Source organism: Sphingomonas abietis, assembly GCF_027625475.1.
Lineage (GTDB): Bacteria > Pseudomonadota > Alphaproteobacteria > Sphingomonadales > Sphingomonadaceae > Solisphingomonas > Solisphingomonas abietis.
The window spans coordinates 133,740-150,346 of the sequence record NZ_CP115174.1; the positions used below are offsets into that span (position 1 = coordinate 133,740).

Annotated in this window: 18 protein-coding genes and 1 other annotated feature; of the genes, 12 read left to right on the forward strand and 6 right to left on the reverse strand. The window is 61.9% G+C overall.

The genetic code is table 11. The annotated features are described in order from the left end of the window. Positions 1-145: 145 nt before the first annotated feature. Positions 146-289, forward strand: a complete 144-nt coding sequence (locus PBT88_RS00700) for a hypothetical protein (RefSeq protein ID WP_270077350.1) — start codon at positions 146-148, stop codon at positions 287-289. Between the two features lie 151 nt (positions 290-440). Continuing rightward, the gene (locus PBT88_RS00705) at positions 441-590 is read left to right on the forward strand and encodes a hypothetical protein (RefSeq protein WP_270077351.1); all 150 of its coding nucleotides are present in this window, start codon (positions 441-443) and stop codon (positions 588-590) included. Positions 591-630: 40 nt separating this feature from the next. Here PBT88_RS00705 and PBT88_RS00710 read toward each other — a convergent pair whose 3' ends face one another. After that, the gene (locus PBT88_RS00710) at positions 631-1,830 is read right to left on the reverse strand and encodes an MFS transporter (protein WP_270077352.1); all 1,200 of its coding nucleotides are present in this window, start codon (positions 1,828-1,830) and stop codon (positions 631-633) included. Positions 1,831-1,892: 62 nt separating this feature from the next. Between PBT88_RS00710 and recF the strand changes: the two genes are divergently transcribed. The 5 genes from recF to PBT88_RS00735 all read left to right on the forward strand — a co-directional run bounded on the left by recF (position 1,893) and on the right by PBT88_RS00735 (position 7,623). Continuing rightward, a complete protein-coding gene (gene recF / locus PBT88_RS00715) occupies positions 1,893-2,957 on the forward strand; it encodes a DNA replication/repair protein RecF (protein WP_270077353.1) in 1,065 nt (354 codons plus the stop codon). An 81-nt stretch (positions 2,958-3,038) separates the two neighbouring features. Then, positions 3,039-3,833, forward strand: a complete 795-nt coding sequence (locus tag PBT88_RS00720; RefSeq protein WP_270077354.1) for an OmpA family protein — start codon at positions 3,039-3,041, stop codon at positions 3,831-3,833. An 87-nt stretch (positions 3,834-3,920) separates the two neighbouring features. Further along, positions 3,921-4,181, forward strand: a complete 261-nt coding sequence (locus PBT88_RS00725) for a hypothetical protein (RefSeq protein ID WP_270077355.1) — start codon at positions 3,921-3,923, stop codon at positions 4,179-4,181. Between the two features lie 81 nt (positions 4,182-4,262). Next, on the forward strand, positions 4,263-6,728 hold the full coding sequence (gene gyrB / locus PBT88_RS00730) for a DNA topoisomerase (ATP-hydrolyzing) subunit B (protein WP_270077356.1): 2,466 nt from the start codon (positions 4,263-4,265) through the stop codon (positions 6,726-6,728). A gap of 292 nt (positions 6,729-7,020) precedes the next feature. Beyond that, positions 7,021-7,623 carry a hypothetical protein gene (locus PBT88_RS00735; protein ID WP_270077357.1) on the forward strand — a complete coding sequence of 201 codons (603 nt, stop codon included), beginning with the start codon at positions 7,021-7,023 and terminating at the stop codon, positions 7,621-7,623. A gap of 84 nt (positions 7,624-7,707) precedes the next feature. Here PBT88_RS00735 and PBT88_RS21085 read toward each other — a convergent pair whose 3' ends face one another. The 4 genes from PBT88_RS21085 to PBT88_RS00755 are packed head-to-tail and all read right to left on the reverse strand — an operon-like array spanning position 7,708 to position 10,238. Beyond that, positions 7,708-8,064 (reverse strand): DUF6527 family protein, encoded by a 357-nt coding sequence (locus PBT88_RS21085; RefSeq protein WP_407696488.1) that lies wholly within the window; start codon positions 8,062-8,064, stop codon positions 7,708-7,710. Further along, positions 8,061-9,446 carry a ThiF family adenylyltransferase gene (locus tag PBT88_RS00745; RefSeq protein ID WP_270077359.1) on the reverse strand — a complete coding sequence of 462 codons (1,386 nt, stop codon included), beginning with the start codon at positions 9,444-9,446 and terminating at the stop codon, positions 8,061-8,063. The genes PBT88_RS21085 and PBT88_RS00745 overlap by 4 nt, the downstream gene beginning before the upstream one ends. A 12-nt stretch (positions 9,447-9,458) precedes the next feature. After that, entirely contained in the window at positions 9,459-9,842 is a 384-nt protein-coding gene (locus PBT88_RS00750) for an E2/UBC family protein (protein ID WP_270077360.1), read from the reverse strand. A gap of 6 nt (positions 9,843-9,848) precedes the next feature. Continuing rightward, positions 9,849-10,238: a multiubiquitin domain-containing protein gene (locus PBT88_RS00755; protein ID WP_270077361.1), complete on the reverse strand. Its 390-nt coding sequence runs from the start codon at positions 10,236-10,238 to the stop codon at positions 9,849-9,851. Positions 10,239-10,392: 154 nt separating this feature from the next. Here PBT88_RS00755 and PBT88_RS00760 point away from each other — a divergent pair, with 154 nt between their 5' ends. From PBT88_RS00760 to PBT88_RS00770, 3 genes are read left to right on the forward strand one after another with little or no spacing between them, the layout of a single operon-like run. Then, complete coding sequence (locus PBT88_RS00760) at positions 10,393-10,755, forward strand: helix-turn-helix domain-containing protein (RefSeq protein WP_270077362.1); 363 nt, start codon at positions 10,393-10,395, stop codon at positions 10,753-10,755. Further along, positions 10,755-11,675, forward strand: coding sequence for a hypothetical protein (locus PBT88_RS00765; RefSeq protein WP_270077363.1), 921 nt, complete (start codon positions 10,755-10,757; stop codon positions 11,673-11,675). The genes PBT88_RS00760 and PBT88_RS00765 overlap by 1 nt, the downstream gene beginning before the upstream one ends. Beyond that, positions 11,675-12,019, forward strand: a complete 345-nt coding sequence (locus PBT88_RS00770) for a hypothetical protein (RefSeq protein ID WP_270077364.1) — start codon at positions 11,675-11,677, stop codon at positions 12,017-12,019. Before PBT88_RS00765 ends, PBT88_RS00770 begins: the two co-directional genes overlap by 1 nt. 321 nt (positions 12,020-12,340) lie before the next feature. Here the strand turns inward: PBT88_RS00770 and PBT88_RS00775 are convergent. Continuing rightward, a protein-coding gene (locus PBT88_RS00775; protein WP_270077083.1) for an IS3 family transposase occupies positions 12,341-13,569 on the reverse strand; the annotation gives its coding sequence in 2 pieces (ribosomal slippage) (positions 12,341-13,281 and positions 13,281-13,569; 1,230 coding nt in all). After that, positions 13,172-13,288: a sequence feature (AL1L pseudoknot), on the reverse strand. It overlaps the preceding gene by 117 nt. A gap of 490 nt (positions 13,570-14,059) precedes the next feature. Here PBT88_RS00775 and PBT88_RS00780 point away from each other — a divergent pair. Both PBT88_RS00780 and PBT88_RS00785 read left to right on the forward strand, forming a co-directional pair. After that, a complete protein-coding gene (locus tag PBT88_RS00780; protein WP_270077365.1) occupies positions 14,060-15,700 on the forward strand; it encodes an AAA family ATPase in 1,641 nt (546 codons plus the stop codon). Next, a complete protein-coding gene (locus PBT88_RS00785; protein ID WP_270077366.1) occupies positions 15,697-16,563 on the forward strand; it encodes a hypothetical protein in 867 nt (288 codons plus the stop codon). Before PBT88_RS00780 ends, PBT88_RS00785 begins: the two co-directional genes overlap by 4 nt. Positions 16,564-16,607 lie beyond the last annotated feature (44 nt).

Genomic DNA, 16,607 nt, shown 5'->3' on the forward strand with positions numbered 1-16,607 from the left:
GGCGGGCGGCGGCGGCGGCGGCGATGATGACCGCCGCCGCCCGTCGATCGGTCGGCTCGGCCGGTCTCACGCCCCTCCAGTCGCGACCAATGTCCAGCTAAACCGGCGCGTCCTGTCGTCGTAAGCGGGAGGGACGGAGCGCGGCGTGCAGAAGATTCACGAACAGAGGGTGGGGGCAGCGCTGAAGCGGGCCTTCGCGCAGCCGATCGGCCAGCAACTGCCCCACGAGTTCATCGCCCTGCTCGCAGCGCTCGATCGCAGCAAGAGCGAGCCGGTTTCCGGCGGCTGATCGCGGCCCGCGCCGGGCGGCGCGGCATCGAATCGACCCCGTCGAATCGAAAATAACGGTCGAACCGAAAATAATGCGATCCGGTGCGCGCCGTTATGGTCAGCGAAAGCATTGCCGGATTATGCCGTAGCAATCTGGTGGGAGTGCATCCTTGTATTTCGATCGCAACCTGGAACTCGGCCTGTTGACCGACGAGCAGCTTCAGAAAGCGCTCGACGAGGCGCTGGCGGACGAGGATTCCAAGCAGGTCTGGCGGCTTGTCGACGAGATCGAGCGCCGGAACGGCGCGGTCGAGGTCTGACGGCCGCCGCCTGATTCGCCTGATTCGGGCGCCTGCGCCGCTATTTCAGCTCGGCGCCCTTCCGTTCCGGCCCGATGAACGTCCACACCACCAGCACCACCGCGGTCACCCCGCAGACCAAAGCCATGGCGTGCGAATAGCTCGATTGCCTGGCGAGGCTCGCCTGCCAGGTCGCGTTGATCGACGCGATGAAATTGCCGGCCTGGTAGGCGAAGCCGGGGAACATGCCGCGCGCGCCATCCGGCGCCAGTTCGTTGATATGGGCGGGCACCACGCCCCAGGCGCCCTGCACCGCGACCTGGATCAGGAAGGCGCCGAGCGCGAGCATCGCGGCGGTGTGGCTGAACGCCCATAGCGGGATGACGGGCAGCGCCAGCAGCGCCGCGCCGATGATCGCCCAGCGCCGGCTGAACCGATCGGACAGCGCCCCGAACAGCAGCCCGCCGGTGATCGCGCCGACATTCATGATCGCGGTGATCAGCCCGATCTGGTGGGTATCGAAATGGTGATCCGACTTCAGGAAGGTCGGATAGACGTCCTGCGTGCCGTGGCTGAAGAAGTTGAAGGCGGTCATCAGCACGACGACGTAGAGCGTCGTCTTCCAATGCCTGAGCAGCACCGCGATCGGATTGGCCCGCGGCTCGCCGCGCGCAGCCTCGAAGCTCGGGCTCTCCTTCACCCACAGCCGGATGATCACGACGAGCAGCGCGGGCACGATCCCGATCATGAACATGCCGCGCCAGCCGATCGCGTCGAACAGGAAATAATAGGCGATCGCGGCGAGCAGATAGCCGCAGGCATAGCCCTCCTGGAGCAGCCCCGAGATGATGCCGCGCGTCTTGGCCGGGATCGATTCCATCACCAGCGAGGCGCCGATCCCCCATTCGCCGCCCATCGCAAAGCCGAACAGGGTGCGGATGATCAGCAGCATCACCAGGCTCGGCGCGAAGGCGGAGGCGAATTCGAACACCGAGAAGAGCAGGATGTCGATCATCAGGATCGGGCGACGGCCGAACCTGTCGGCCAGCCAGCCGAACAGCAGCGCGCCGAACGGCCGCGCCGCCAGCGTCAGCGTCACGCCGAAGAACACCGCTTCGTGGTCGGAATGGAATTCGGTGGCGATCGCGTCGACCATGAACAGCATCAGGAAGAAATCGAAGGCATCCAGCGTCCAGCCGAGGAAACTGGCGATCACCGCGCTCCATTGGCTGCGATCGAGTGTCCTCAGTTCCGCGAGCATATCCATCTCCCTGTGTACGGCCGCCTTTTCGTGACGGGTCGTCTAGCATAGACGGGCGGTGCATGTCCGTCTCGCGTCTGATCCTCACCGATTTTCGCTCTTATGGTTCCGCCCTGATCGAGGCGGGGCCGGGCTTCGTGGTGCTCACCGGCGAGAATGGTGCGGGCAAGACCAACATCCTGGAGGCGCTTTCGCTGCTGTCGCCGGGGCGGGGCCTGCGGGGCGCGGCGCTGTCCGAGATGGCGCGCGGCGACGGCCCCGGCGGCTTCGCGGTCGCGGCGCGGCTGGGCGCGGATGTCGAGATCGGCACCGGCACCACGGCGGCCGCGCCCGAGCGCCGGCAGGTCCGCGTCAACGGCGCCGGGGCGACCGCCAACTCGCTGTCCGAATGGCTGTCGGTGCTGTGGCTGACGCCGGCGATGGACCGGCTGTTCAGCGAGAGCGCGGGCGGGCGGCGGCGCTTCCTCGATCGCCTCGTGCTGGCGCTCGAGCCGGGCCATGCCCATCACGCCGCGCGCTACGAGGCGGCGATGCGCGCGCGCAACAAGCTGCTCGCCGAGCCCGAGGGATCGGACCCGAGCTGGCTGGCGGCGCTGGAGGCGGGCATGGCCGAGCATGGCGGCACGCTGGCGGCGGCGCGCGGGCGGACGGTGGCGGCGCTGGCGGCCAGGCTGCGCGATCAGCCGGAGGGGCCGTTCGCGCGCGCCGGCCTCGCGCTGGAGGGCTGGAGCGGCGGCGATCTCGCCGCCGAGCTGCGCGCCTCGCGCGGGCGGGACGCGGCGGCGGGGCGGACCTTGGTCGGGCCCCATCGCAGCGATCTGGTCGTCACCCATCTCGGCAAGGACCAGCCGGCCGGGCGCTGCTCGACCGGCGAGCAGAAGGCATTGCTGCTCGGCATCGTACTCGCCCATGCCGATCTGGTGGCGGAACGCACCGGGCTGCCGCCGCTGCTGCTGCTCGACGAGGTGGCGGCGCATCTCGATCCGCTGCGTCGTGCCGCGCTGTTCGAGCGCCTCGCTTTGGCCGGCGGGCAGGTGTGGATGACCGGCACCGAACCGGCGCTGTTCGAGGGGATCGGGGACGGCACCCATCTGCGCGTCGCCGACGGGGGCATCCTGCGCGCCTGAACATCGCCTGTCGGCCATGCTCACCAGCCGTTCAAGCCGCTCCCCCCACACCCGCCGCGAGTGGGAAGAGGAGGAATGCCGATGTTCAACACCCGTTTTGTGGCCGCCGCCGGCCTGGCCGCGATGCTCGCCTTTCCCGCCATGGCGCAGGGCCATTGGGTGCCCGGCCACTGGGACTGGAGCGGCGGCCGCGCGGACGATCGCCGCGCTTATGATCTCGACGGCCCCGGCCTGCGCATCCTCTATCCCGAGCTGAGCCGCACGCCGCGCGGCCGCGCCTTCGTGGCGCGCAATTTCGACTGGAACCATGACGGTTTCATCACCCCGCGCGAGGCGCGTGCCGCCAACCGCGCCTTCGCCGAATCGGCCGGCCCCGATCATGGCCGCTTCGATTGGGCGGTGGTCGATGCCGGGCCGCCGGTTGCGGTGCCCGTGCCCGTCCGCGAGGGGCCGCCGATGCGCGAGCGGGAGGCGATGCGCGCCTATCATTTCCGCGATACCCCGGAAGGCGCGCGGATGACCTTGCAGGAGGATGTGCTGTTCCGCACCGACAGCGCGGAACTGCGCCCCGGCGCGATCGACAAGCTGCGCGCGCTCGCCGATTATCTGCACGACAATGCGGGCGTCCGCGTCGCGATCGACGGCTTCACCGATTCGCGCGGCAGCGAGGCCCACAACCAGGATCTGTCCGAGCGGCGCGCGGAGAGCGTCCGCGCGGCGTTCGACCGGATGGGCGTGACCGAGGCCCGCTTCCGGGTGCGCGGGCATGGCGAGCATGATCCGGTGGCGACCAATGCGACCGCAGCCGGTATGCGCCTCAACCGCCGCGTCGAGGTGACTTTGCTCGGCCAGCGGGCGAGCGCGTTCGGCGGATAAGTCGTTTCGCAGGGGCCATGCGCGCCGGCTGGCGCGGCGGGCGGGCGGGCGTTATCGTCCGCCCGCCCTCTCGCCGCAGGATCGCCGATGCCCCGCCGCCGCTCTCCCGCCAGCCGCTCTTCTGAACGTCGCCGTGCGATCCGTCGCGACATCCTCGCTTCGCTGGCGCTGGTGGGGGCGATCTTCGTGTCGATCCTCGCGCTGCCGGTGGGGGAATGGCACGCGCACGCCTGCTCGGTGGCCAGCCGGGCGATCGGGCATGACATCCCCTGCGGGCTCTCCTCCCTCGACATCACGCTCGACACCGACCGCCGCCCGTTCGTATTCGTCTCGCTGCGGCCGCTTTGAGCCGGCCGCGCGCGCGTCGCATCGGCCGTAACCGTCCGGCAGAACGGCATTTCGCTTCCGTTTCGTGACGCGAATCCCTATATGCTCGCCATGGCAGATACCCCTCAAACGAACGATTATGGCGCCTCCTCGATCAAGGTGCTCAAGGGCCTCGATGCGGTGCGCAAGCGCCCGGGCATGTATATCGGCGACACCGACGACGGATCGGGCCTCCACCACATGGTGTTCGAGGTCTCCGACAACGCGATCGACGAGGCGCTGGCCGGCCATTGCGACCGCGTGATCGTCCAGCTGAACCCCGAAGGATCGGTCTCGGTCGAGGATAATGGCCGCGGCATCCCGACCGGCATCCACCCGGAAGAGGGCGTGTCGGCGGCCGAGGTCATCATGACCCAGCTCCACGCCGGCGGTAAGTTCGACAATGCCGACGACGGCAATGCCTACAAGGTGTCCGGCGGCCTCCACGGCGTCGGCGTGTCGGTGGTCAACGCGCTGTCCGACTATCTCGAGCTCAACATCTGGCGCGACGGCGAGGAGCATCACATGCGCTTCGAGCGCGGCGATGCGGTCGCCCCGCTCAAGCTGGTCGGGCCATCAAACGGCAAGAAGGGCACCCGCGTCACCTTCATGCCGTCGGCCGAGACCTTCAAGATCACCGAGTTCGACTTCGAGAAGCTCGAGCATCGCTATCGCGAGCTGGCCTTCCTCAATTCGGGCGTGCGGCTGTTCCTGGTCGATGCGCGCCACGCCGAGCGCAAGGAGATCGAGCTGTTCTACGAGGGCGGAATCGCCGCCTTCGTGAAGTATCTCGATCGCACCAAGACCCCGCTGATGCCCGATCCGGTGGCGATCACCGGCCAGCGCGACGATGTCGGCATCGATGTCGCGCTCGAATGGAACGACAGCTATTACGAGCAGACGCTCTGCTTCACCAACAACATCCCGCAGCGCGACGGCGGCACGCATCTGGCGGCCTTCCGCGCGGCGCTGACCCGCACGCTCAACAATTACGCCGAGAAATCGGGCGCGATGAAGCGCGAGAAGGTGACGCTCACCGGCGACGACATGCGCGAAGGGCTGACCGCGATCGTCTCGGTCAAGCTGCCCGATCCCAAGTTCAGCTCGCAGACCAAGGACAAATTGGTCTCGTCCGAGGTGCGCCAGCCGCTCGAATCGCTGATGGCCGACAAGCTGGCGGAATGGCTGGAGGAGAATCCCGGCCACGCCAAGACGATCATCCAGAAGATCATCGACGCTGCTGCTGCCCGTGAAGCCGCCCGCAAGGCGCGCGAGGCGAGCCGCAAGTCGGTGATGGGGATCGCCTCGCTGCCCGGCAAGCTCGCCGACTGCCAGGAGAAGGATCCGGACAAGTCCGAGCTGTTCATCGTCGAGGGTGATTCGGCCGGCGGTTCGGCCAAGCAGGGGCGCAACCGCCACAATCAGGCGATCCTGCCGCTGAAGGGCAAGATCCTCAACGTCGAGCGCGCGCGCTTCGATCGGATGCTGTCCTCCAAGGAGGTCGGCACGCTGATCCAGGCGCTGGGTTGCGGCATCGGCCGCGACGATTTCAACGCCGACAAACTGCGCTACCACAAGATCGTGATCATGACCGACGCCGACGTCGACGGCGCCCATATCCGCACCTTGCTGCTCACCTTCTTCTACCGGCAGATGCCGGAGCTGATCACGCGCGGGCATCTCTATATCGCCCAGCCGCCGCTCTATAAGGTCAATAAGGGCCGATCCGAGGTCTATCTGAAGGACCAGCCGGCGCTCGACGAATATCTGGTCGAGGGGGGCGTCAGCACGCTGGCGCTCGATACCGTCGGCGGCCGCCGCGCCGGCGCCGACCTGCGCGCGCTGATCGATCATGCGCGACGGATGCGCACGCTGATGACCTATGTGCCGCGCCGCTATGAGCCCGGCATGGTCGAGGCGCTGGCGCTGACCGGGGCGCTGTCGCCGGAGGCCGATCGCGCCACCGTCGCGGGCCGCGTCGCCGAATGGCTCGGCCGGATGGACCCCGAGGCGGAGTGGACCGGCGTCGCGACCGACGCGGGCGGCTATCATCTCGTCCGCAAATGGCGCGGCGTCTCCGATCATCATGCGGTGGACGAGGGCTTCCTGAACTCGGCCGAGGCCCGCAAGCTGCACACGCTGGCGTCGGAACAGGCCGATGCCTATGCGGCGCCGTCGCGGCTGGTCTCGATCAAGCTGGCGGAGAAGGCCGACGGCATCGACGAGGACGATATCCCCGCCGATCCCAAGGGCGTCGCCATCGGCCGCCCGTCCGATCTGCTGGAGGCGGTGTTCGCCGCCGGCCGCAAGGGGCTGTCGATCGCCCGCTACAAGGGCCTGGGCGAGATGAATGCGGAGCAGCTGTGGGAAACCACGCTGGATCCGTCCAATCGCTCGCTGCTGCGCGTCGAAGTCGCGCAGGCCGACGTCGCCGACGACATCTTCACCCGCCTGATGGGCGACGTGGTGGAACCCCGCCGCGAGTTCATCCAGGACAATGCGCTGTCGGTCGCCAATCTCGACGTCTGATCGGGCCGTGTCGATTATCGCAATATCTGGATCAAATTGCGCGATTGCTGAATCTGTTAGCCCATAAGTTGGATTTTGGAGCGGTATGAATAACCGCAGGGTGTAGATAAAAAACGCTGATGATGCGATTTTGAACGCACTTGCTGAATCATTAGGCGCTCGGTTTTGCCTCCGGGCGCCTAATTTTTGGGAGCTTCCCGATCAAGCAGTGCGCCCTTTTTCGCAGTCGGTCGCAGAGGCTTGCTCGCGGTCAGTCCACGGCAGCCGTCTTCCGAACCTAGGGGGGGGGGGAATGGATTGGTTGCAACGTGTTCTTCCGACGGTTCAGGGGCGATTGACCACTGCGGCTGCGTTAATCGCGGCAATCGTAATCGGCCTCTGGCCAGACCATTCGCGCCCGCTTGATCCTGCCAAAGCTTCCGTAATTGTTCTGACGGGACTGGCGTGGCTTTTTGCCGAGATCAATGGCGCGAGTAAACCAACCGACCATGACGTGGCGCTTTTCAAGCGGTATCGCGAAACTCTGCGAGAAGAAGACCGAAGCTTTCTCCGCGAACACAATTTCTGGAATTCATTTCAGTATCATCGTTCAGAGGGATTGCGCGAACTCGCATATTGGGATGGAGCGGCGCATGAATTTATGGACCGAAGAGTTCAAGGTCGCTGGAAAGAGGTAATTCAGGGAATTGATGCCTTTGTTATGCTCATGGCGAAATATACGGCGCCCGTGAATGCAGCGGCTGGCCTACTGTCTGTTCACCCTAAACAAGGTGACCCTGAGAATCCTGAGGAATGGATCTTAAAAGAAATAAATGAATTGAACGAGGCCTCGAGGGCGTTGCATCAGATTACGGAAGATTTTGAGAGATTCGCTCGCGAGCGGTTGCTTCGATGATAGCTAACGATTTCGATCGATGTGGGCTTATTATTACCGCTGATTGAAGTTCACAACCGAAGACGGATGGTGGATCATCGTCTGTCACTCGCACCAATTTATCTGACCATCCGTCAATACGAAATGGCTACGACAGCCAGTGGTGCGCCATACCGATGGATGAACGGTAGCATTTCCCTTCAGGGCACCAATGCTCCAGCGCGGGTGCCGATCACCGAAGAAGCGCAGGTGCAAAGTCTCCCCGCAGCCACATGGGCAAACCATAAATCCGAAGCCGGCTTTTCCGGAGCGAACGGTGACATACAGTCGGTTCTTCCTGATCATGGTTGGCCGTTCGTCAACGGCTGTGACTTTGACACGAGATCGAAGACGGCGAGCAAGACTTTTGCGCGCGCTTCGCCATAGCCCCGTACTCGTTGCGGTCAGCCACTCGAACATCATGCTGCCTCACTGATGCGAGGCGACATAAGCAAGGGGATACAGTCGCCTCGGCCCACTAAAGGCGCCAGAAGATCATCCGGTTCTCCTGCCTCTCGCGGCGCAGTTCGCCCGTGGCTGAACAAAATTTTCTGGATCGCGAAATCCCCGTTTGACCGGGTTCGGAAGGGGTGCAGTCGCGCTAGGAGCTCATTGACAGCGAAAGCCGCTGCCGCCGTGTTGATGCTGATGACGGCCGGGCGTTCGACGTTCACTCCCTTGATATAGCCCCGCCTGACCTGATCTTCATAGAAAACGGGATCGGTACGATAGAGATACTCGGCGTGGAGATCGGCATCAGTATAGACCCCTCGTGATCGGAGGCTTGATCCACCGGGGACGAGATAGTGGATTCCAGCCGAGATGCTGGCCATTCCGCCCTCGCCATCAGCGTCAAGCCGGACGCCAATGTCTATGTAGGGCAGTGAGTAAAATGTGGCGATGCGATTTAGAATATCGCGTCCCTCGACCGAATCCATGCAGCCGAACACAGCGTCGCACGTACTAACGAGGCGGACGGAGCCGGGATCATCGATGCGGTTGGGCACGATCTCGACGATGGTGCCTAGCCCCAAGCTCTCGATATGGGCCTTCATCATGCGGGCCTTGTTGACCTTCTCTTCCGCGTGAATGCGTTTGGCGCCCCATATCCGATTGAGGTTTTTGTCTTCGACAACGTCGAATTCGACCAGCACGATGCGACCGACGCCGAGACGCGCGAGCATCTCAACAGTGGGGCTGCCGGTCCCAGAAACCCCGACGACGGCCACAGAGAGACTGGATAGTATCCGGGTAGTGCGCTCCCCAAAGGCCTGTCGGTGACGGACATCGAAGTCTCGTGTGCGAACGTCGTCCTCCGCGCCAGCGCCTCCCCAGAACGCTAAGTCGTCACCGACTATGCTGATGCGATCTACCGGGCCGGAGACACTACCGGCCGTCAAACGACGAGCGAAGATTTCGCCGTTCGGAAGCAAGACGGCGCTGAGATGCTCGCCTGGAACCTTCAGGCCAACAGCAGCGTAGAGTTCTGCATCGGATGTATCGTCGCGCGTAGAGAAGAATCGCGCTCCCCCGCCGTGCGAATGAAACTTGATGACGGCTAGTCGGTCGTGGGCGGCCTGAGCGAGAAGGTTGCGCAAGCTTCGAGTTGGCCACGTGATCGAATCGATCTGGCGATTGCACAGGGAATGAGGAATTTCGACGAGGTGGTGCAGCACGAAGAGGTGGCGGTCAGAGGTTCCGCCTCGGCCGCAGAGACCAACGGCGACAGCCTCGAGGCCAGTGCCGTCGTGTAGATGCGCCATCAACTGACTGTGCTGGCGCCCGGTAATGCGAAGAGTGTCCATTTGGGGCTCCTTTCAGCGCTTGCGAAATTCATGCTTCAGCCAGCCGCGAACCTTGCGGATGTGCGTGGCCAATGAGTCTTTGCCGGCGGTCCAGGCGTAATGGCGGGACCACTGTTGATAGGTCGCGCCGTCTAAGGGAAACGGCGTCAAGTTATTGATTTGCCGTCCGTCCAACCTCGATAGGGGCGGAAAAAAATAGGCCATGTCGATCATGCCCGACGGGTAGGTATCGAGCCTGATCGCCACGCGGGCGACGGATATGTTGTATCCCGCTGGGATCGGGAAATCGTGAAGAATGAGCCAAAGGCTCGGACCCTGCTTGATCGTTTCCCAACGATATCCGAGCGCCTCAAGCGTTCGGATATCGTCAGGACCGAGATCGAATTCCCGGCGCACTTGCGATCAGCCTTCAGTCTCGTCGAGCGGAAAGGTCTCAAAGACCTCGATGCCCGGCTCTCCAAGATCGACCTTCTCATCCAGGTCGAGCGAGACATACTCACCGCCGTGCATGCGTTTCTCGAGTTCGAACTTGTCCGGCGGAACCTTGCCGGCGATCTCAAGAAGTTTGCGGGCAGTCGGGAGCCGCTCCTCAATCACGAAATAGACGTGGTCGATCTTGATACGGAAGCGGTGGGCATGGGGCGGAGGAGGACGGTTGTCCCGACCGCATTTCTCGATATCGACCTCGATTATTTCGCGGCCATTCTCATGTCGGATGTCGACACCAACTTCGACGCCCGCGCGGTCATGGACGATGACAACTTCGTCCTTGCGGTTCTCAAGATTGGACATTTTTAAGCACCTATCGATTCGCCGGCAACATCGCTCGACGTCATGCTAAGTGGATTTAGCAATGCTAAATGTCAAGTGCGCTAAGACTCGCTTGATAAATTTAGCAAGAGGGCTATCTTGTCCCCTCGACAGGGGCGCTAAAATCGGGTGATCTATGGCTGGAGAAAAGGAAGAGAATGAAACAAAAAGTAATTTTGGTAGCTTTCTCAATGATTTGCGTAAGTCGCGCGGTTTTACGCTTAGGGATGTCGAGAAAATCACCGACGGTTCGATATCGAATGGGTATCTAAGCCAGCTCGAGAACGGCAACATCGAAAAGCCGTCGGCAGCGAAGCTCCATCACTTAGCAAATGTCTACGCGGTCGATTATCATGTGCTGATGGAACACGCAGGATTTGTCTCAGAGGCGAGCGCTCCGATGAACCGTGTAGCAACATCGGTTTTGGGTGAGTTGACGCACGAGGAAGAGGAGCAGTTGCTCCAATATCTGAGCTTCATCCGGAGCCAGAAACGGTAGTGGTTGCGGACGATTCCTCGCTTCCCATAGAGGATCTGGAGGAGATCGCCCGCATTGCGCGTCGTGCGCTGAATGATGCAGATGCGATTGGCGTTTTTCCGACGCCAGTCGATCGGATCATGGAGGCCGCGAAAATTCAGGTTGTGCCGCTTGCGATCGATGAAGGTTACTTGGCTCGCCTCCGACGGCAGGCGGAAGCTGCTGGCAAGGCACTGCTTTCAGCAATATCAAAGGTTTGGGGCGTTCTTGATCCGAAGGCCCGTGTCGCATTCATCGATCCGGAGACGCCGAAGGCGAAGTTGCCTTTCCTGAAGCTGCACGAGGGCGGGCATGCCTTGCTCCCGTGGCAAAGCCTGTTCGGTCACGTCGAGGATTGTCGCAAGACTCTCTCGCCCGAGATCAAGGACGAATTTGAGCAGCAGGCCAATGTTTTCGCATCTGATGTGCTTTTTCAGATGGGCAGCCTCCGCCGTGATGCTGGAGATCTGTCATTTGGAATTCCAGCAATTCTGAGCTTGGCGAAGCGTTATGGCGCTTCAATCTACGCTACCGCTCGTCGGTATGCCCAAAACAGCGATCGAACCTGTGCGGTGATCTTCCTAGACCCACCCGCGATCCACGCCGAACTCGGTGGGGTTGCAATGGTCAGGCGTGTCGCAACGTCCTCGTCGTTTGACGCTAGGTTCAGCCATCTTGTGTGGCCGTCGTGGATCAGTACGAGAGAGGGCTTGGGACGCCTCATCCCGCTGGCCAAAATGACTAGGCCTCGAGATTTTTCGATGGCCGACGCGAATTCCGATAGGTTCGAATTTGTGGGCGAAGCGTTTCGCACAACCCACCACATCATGATCCTCATTTCCTGTTTAGAAACGACGGTTCCCAAGATTTTCGTGCCTGACCGTCAGCTGGTGCTTTTCTGATGCCAGTCCAAATCACAGCTTATCTCCCCATTGTGGATGCTGAGCGTTTTCAAGCGTACGCAGAGTCATTTGGGATCGATAAGTCCGCACTGGCAAACCTGTTGATCAAGCGCGAGCTGGCTCTTCAGCGTCTCTCTGTCCTTGAGCGATACAAACATTCGATGCCGATTTCAGGCTGTAAAAAAGTGACGGCTCATATCGTTGATCCCGAAACGAAAGCCGCGTTTGCTGCCCTTTCTGAGCAAAACCAGCTCAAGGCTGGCGCGGCTGCGAGCATTCTCTTTCTCGCTGAGCTCCATGAGCGGTGGCTCGACCGCGCATTTGGGCTAGCTGACTCAATCTGAGTCAAAATCTTGACTCAGATTGAGTCAGCGCATACCGTCCCTTAACCGCGTTGTCGTATTAGCGTGGCTGTTTAAGCTCGGCTTTTCACGTTCGTGAGTCGCTGCATAAGGGGATGCTGGGATGGGAGCGCTTGCTCAATCGCCGTCGAAATATGTTCTGACGGAATTGGCCATGCGTTCGATGGTTGAGCTCGAGAGGGCTAGGGCGGGGTTGGATTTCGAAAGCGAGGCGCTCGGCGAACTCGCGTCTGCCCTGCTTGACAGCTATGAGGTGGGCGGTACTGAACCGCCCCGGGTTTACCGGAGGCGTTGGGTTGTGAGTCACGCTGCCATATCGATGGTGTCTGCGGCAGCATAATATTGATCTTCGGCTTCGGCAGGCGGGATGTTGCCGATAGGCTCCAGCAGCCGACGATGGTTGAACCAGTCGACCCATTCGAGCGTGGCGTATTCGACGGCTTCGAAACTGCGCCACGGCCCACGCCTATGGATCACTTCGGCCTTGTAGAGGCCGTTGATCGTCTCGGCCAAAGCGTTGTCGTAGCTGTCTCCGACACTGCCGACCGACGGCTCGATCCCGGCTTCGGCAAGGCGCTCGGTGTACTTGATGGACACGTATTGCGACCCGCGGTCGCTATGATGGATGAGGCCGCCCCGATGAGCCGGCCGGCGATCATGAAGCGCCTGCTCCAAGGCATCGAGAACGAAGCTGGCATGCGCCGTCCTGCTGGCCCGCCAGCCGACGATCCGCCTGGCATAGGTGTCGATGACGAAGGCGACGTAGACGAACCCCGCCCAGGTCGCGACATAGGTGAAGTCCGACACCCACAGCATGTTCGGCGCCGGCGCGTAGAACCGGCGGTTGACGTGATCGAGTGGGCACGGCGCCGCTTTGTCGCTGATGGTCGTGCGCACCGGCTTGCCCCGGATCACTCCTGCCAAGCCCATCTCTCGCATCAACCGCGCGACAGTACAGCGGGCGACCGGAAAGCCTTCCCGCATCATCTGCCGCCAGACCTTGCGCACGCCGTAGACCGCGAAGTTCTCGGCGAACACGCGCGCGATCTCCGGCTTCAGGGCGACATCCCGCTGCGCCCGCGCCGATAGGCGTGTTGGATCCTGTCGCTGCGCGACGCGCTCGTGATAGGTGGATGGGGCGATCGGCAGAACGCGGCAGATCGGCTCGACCCCATAGGCATCGCGGTGATCGTCAATGAAGGCGATCATCGCCGGAACGGGCGGTCGAGCTCCGCCTGAGCAAAATACGCTGACGCCTTGCGCAGGATCTCGTTGGCCTGTCGCAGTTCGCGGACCTCGCGCTCCAACGCCTTCACCTTGTCGGCAACCTCTGTCGGGACGCCCGCCCGCTTGCCGCTGTCGACCTCGGCCTTCTTCACCCACTCATGAAGCGTCTGCGGAACGCAGCCGATCTTTCCCGCGATCGAAACCACCGCCGCCCAGCGAGAGGGATAATCGCGCTCGTGATCGACAACCATCCGCACCGCCCGCTCGCGGACCTCAGGCGCAAATTTGTTCGTCGTCTTGCTCATACAGGCTCCACCTTCTCAGGAGTTGGAGCCTCCGGCAAACCCGGCGCGGTTCATCCAGCCTTCAGTCCGCACCGTCTTCCAGTCCATCGGCGAAGGTTCGCTGTAGCAAGCCCAAGGAGCGTGGCATGGAAGTCATCGATGGAACGTCCGGCGTTCGCTTTCGGCGGCAGTCGACCAGTTATCGCCATTCCGACGCTCGAGTCGCGCTCCCAATAGCCGACCGGCCGCAGGCCCGCGATTCATTCCCAAAGTCCAGAGAGGCTCGAAGCCACGTTTGATGCCGGGCTGCAAGAAGCTGGCCACTGCGAAACCAGCTGCCTCGGATGCAATGGTAGTCGCGATCTGACACGTCCCTTGAGATGCTCGTGCCCAGATGGGGCAAGCCGCTTAGCGTGGAGTCAATCGATCGCGATGCTTGCCCAAACGCGGCCATGAGCCACCATCTGAGAAACCCGTGGACCTTCGGTTCGACTTTTGCTTGGAACGCTGGATGGACACGGTGATCTTCACACTCGACCTGGACGCATTCCCTGACGCTCAACCAGGCACCATCATCATTACACCCAGCAAGGAAAATTGGAACGACTTCGGCTTTCGTATCCGCGTCGATATCGCGTTCATCACGCCCCGCGAATATGACCGCGTCCTCAACATTTCCGGCTTCTTTGGATTCATCGGCGAATCAAAAAATGTTTCCGATGTGCGTCTTTTGAGGAAGTTGCTCGAGAATGCTCCCGACAAGCGGCTAAGCTCCAAGGATATCCCGCCTTTTTTCACCATGCTCCCGAATATGGGCGCGTATCGCGACATCGTTGCGTATCTCGGACCAGAACTCGCGACCAAGTCTCTGCTCGCCATGAACGAGGTCGTCGCCATGGACGACACCAGGACTGGCCCCGGTTGGTTGCGTGACGCGAAACAATCGCGGGTTTTCAAACAGGCATTCCTAAGAACCTCGGAAGCGTTCTTCGCATGGACCAACGCCGGACCGGTGCTGCATGGCCTGGAACACGAGCAGGTCGGCCAGATCTCTGACACGTTCAACGTACACTTCCAGCTAGAAGGTCGGCCCAATGCGCACGACCTCAGTTTCCGGTTCAACGTCAACGACTCCATATTGCCTCGGCGCTTTGCCGTCGTGATCGGAGAGAACGGCGTCGGCAAGAGCCAGACGCTGAGCAGTATCGCACGGGCGGCTCTCGATGGCACTAGCCATCTGACGGACGGCGATGGGGAGCGCCCATCGGTCAACCGTCTCCTCGCATTCACACCGACATCTACGACGTCATCGGTCTTTCCCAGTGATCGCCGGCGCAATCCCAAAATATGGTATCGTCGTTTCGCGCTTGGCCAGTCCAGTGGCGTCCGGGATCGCTACACGACGGCGGACATGATCCTGCGCCTGGCGCGTACCAGCGAGCGGATCGGCACGAACAACCGGTTGAACCTGTTCCTCAAGGCGATCCGTGCGATTGAGGGCTGGCACGAACTCGGGTTGCATGCCGTCCCCGACTATGAGCACGCGATTATTTATCTCAACGGCTTGCTCGATGGTGGCGAGCAAGAAAGGATCGAACGGTTCAGCGCGATCGATCTGCGCCGCGAACCGGCTCGGATCGTCTATGGCAGACCCTATCCCCTCAGCAGTGGCGAGCAGTCGTTCCTGCGGTTTGCCGCTATTGCCAGCCTGTACATCGAGAACGGGACCCTAGTCCTCCTCGACGAGCCTGAGACGCATCTCCATCCCAATTTCATCAGCCAGTTCGTCGCGGTCCTCGACACCCTGCTCGAGCTGACCGGATCCGCCGCCATCATCGCGACGCACTCGGTCTATTTTGTTCGGGAGTCGTTTGAAGACCAGGTGATCATCCTTCGATCGGAGAGGGACAGGTCCATCATAGCAGAGCGACCGGTGTTGAAGACATTCGGCGCCGACGTCGGCTCAATCTCCTATTTCGTCTTTGGCGAAGACGAACCTTCGCGCCTCGCGCGCGAGGCGGAACGCCGGATCGCGGGTAGCTCGGCATCGTGGACCGCGATCTTCGAACATTACAAGGACGAGATTTCCTTAGACCTTCTTGCCGAGATCCGCGCCCGCCTAGAGCCGCCCAAACCGGCCAGTCGCTCGTGAAAAAGCTTGCGCCGCCAACATATGACGACAATGCCGCGCTCGACTCTTTGGGCAGTAACAAGCGTCTCGACAGCTATCCCCGGCTGCTGCACCATCTTCCGAAGCTGAAAGCCGGATATGCGCATTATGTTGCGGCCAATGGCAATGTTAGCGCTGTCCAGCCGGTCACCATTTCCAAAGTGACGGCAAGGTTCCTTCGCGGATACTACGGCTCCCCGCCTGCCGCTCTCTCTTACATCACCACCATGCGCGAGGAGAGCGACTCAAACACTTGTCCGATGTGCGGATCGCTCCACAGCGGCACGCTTGATCACGTCATGGACAAGGATAGCCACCCCGCTTTCTCCGTTTTTACACAAAACCTCGTCCCCGCCTGCAAGTGCAACAGCAAGCGCCTGAAACCTCTCGTTGGCGCGAACCCGGGGGAGCGGATCCTCCATCCCTATTTCGACACGGTGCTGGCGCAACGGATCGTAGCTGCCCGCTTTACCGATCTCGGCCCGGTTCCCCATGTCGAGACGCGCATAGTCCTCGACGCCACAGACCCTCATTATGCTGCGACCATTTTTCATCACAACAGCGTCGTCATGCGAACATCGATCCATGGCTATCTCGCGAGGAACTGGGCGGCGATGCTGCGACGACCGGCGCTCGCTGTCCCAGACCTGAAGCGTGATCCGATCAGCCGCAACGAAATGGTGGCGATGATCCAGAACGAGCGCGACCGAACGGATGACGCGCGCGAGAGCAGGAACAACTGGGATTCCGTGTATCTCAGCGGCCTTCTCGACGACGACGTGATCGATTGGCTGTACCAGCAAATCGGTCGCCCCGGACGCAGGCCAGGTGGTCCCCTCTTCTAGCACTACTTTGGCAGGTTGAAGGAACCGACAGGGATCGTCATGGA

Excerpts from the sequence above, each read along its gene's own strand:
- PBT88_RS00710 (WP_270077352.1), bottom strand. The coding sequence starts at position 1,830 with ATGCTCGCGGAACTGAGGACACTCGATCGCAGCCAATGGAGCGCGGTG.
- recF (WP_270077353.1), top strand. The coding sequence starts at position 1,893 with ATGTCCGTCTCGCGTCTGATCCTCACCGATTTTCGCTCTTATGGTTCC.
- PBT88_RS00720 (WP_270077354.1), top strand. The coding sequence starts at position 3,039 with ATGTTCAACACCCGTTTTGTGGCCGCCGCCGGCCTGGCCGCGATGCTC.
- PBT88_RS00725 (WP_270077355.1), top strand. The coding sequence starts at position 3,921 with ATGCCCCGCCGCCGCTCTCCCGCCAGCCGCTCTTCTGAACGTCGCCGT.
- gyrB (WP_270077356.1), top strand. The coding sequence starts at position 4,263 with ATGCTCGCCATGGCAGATACCCCTCAAACGAACGATTATGGCGCCTCC.
- PBT88_RS00735 (WP_270077357.1), top strand. The coding sequence starts at position 7,021 with ATGGATTGGTTGCAACGTGTTCTTCCGACGGTTCAGGGGCGATTGACC.
- PBT88_RS21085 (WP_407696488.1), bottom strand. The coding sequence starts at position 8,064 with ATGATGTTCGAGTGGCTGACCGCAACGAGTACGGGGCTATGGCGAAGC.
- PBT88_RS00745 (WP_270077359.1), bottom strand. The coding sequence starts at position 9,446 with ATGGACACTCTTCGCATTACCGGGCGCCAGCACAGTCAGTTGATGGCG.
- PBT88_RS00755 (WP_270077361.1), bottom strand. The coding sequence starts at position 10,238 with ATGTCCAATCTTGAGAACCGCAAGGACGAAGTTGTCATCGTCCATGAC.
- PBT88_RS00760 (WP_270077362.1), top strand. The coding sequence starts at position 10,393 with ATGGCTGGAGAAAAGGAAGAGAATGAAACAAAAAGTAATTTTGGTAGC.
- PBT88_RS00770 (WP_270077364.1), top strand. The coding sequence starts at position 11,675 with ATGCCAGTCCAAATCACAGCTTATCTCCCCATTGTGGATGCTGAGCGT.
- PBT88_RS00780 (WP_270077365.1), top strand. The coding sequence starts at position 14,060 with ATGGACACGGTGATCTTCACACTCGACCTGGACGCATTCCCTGACGCT.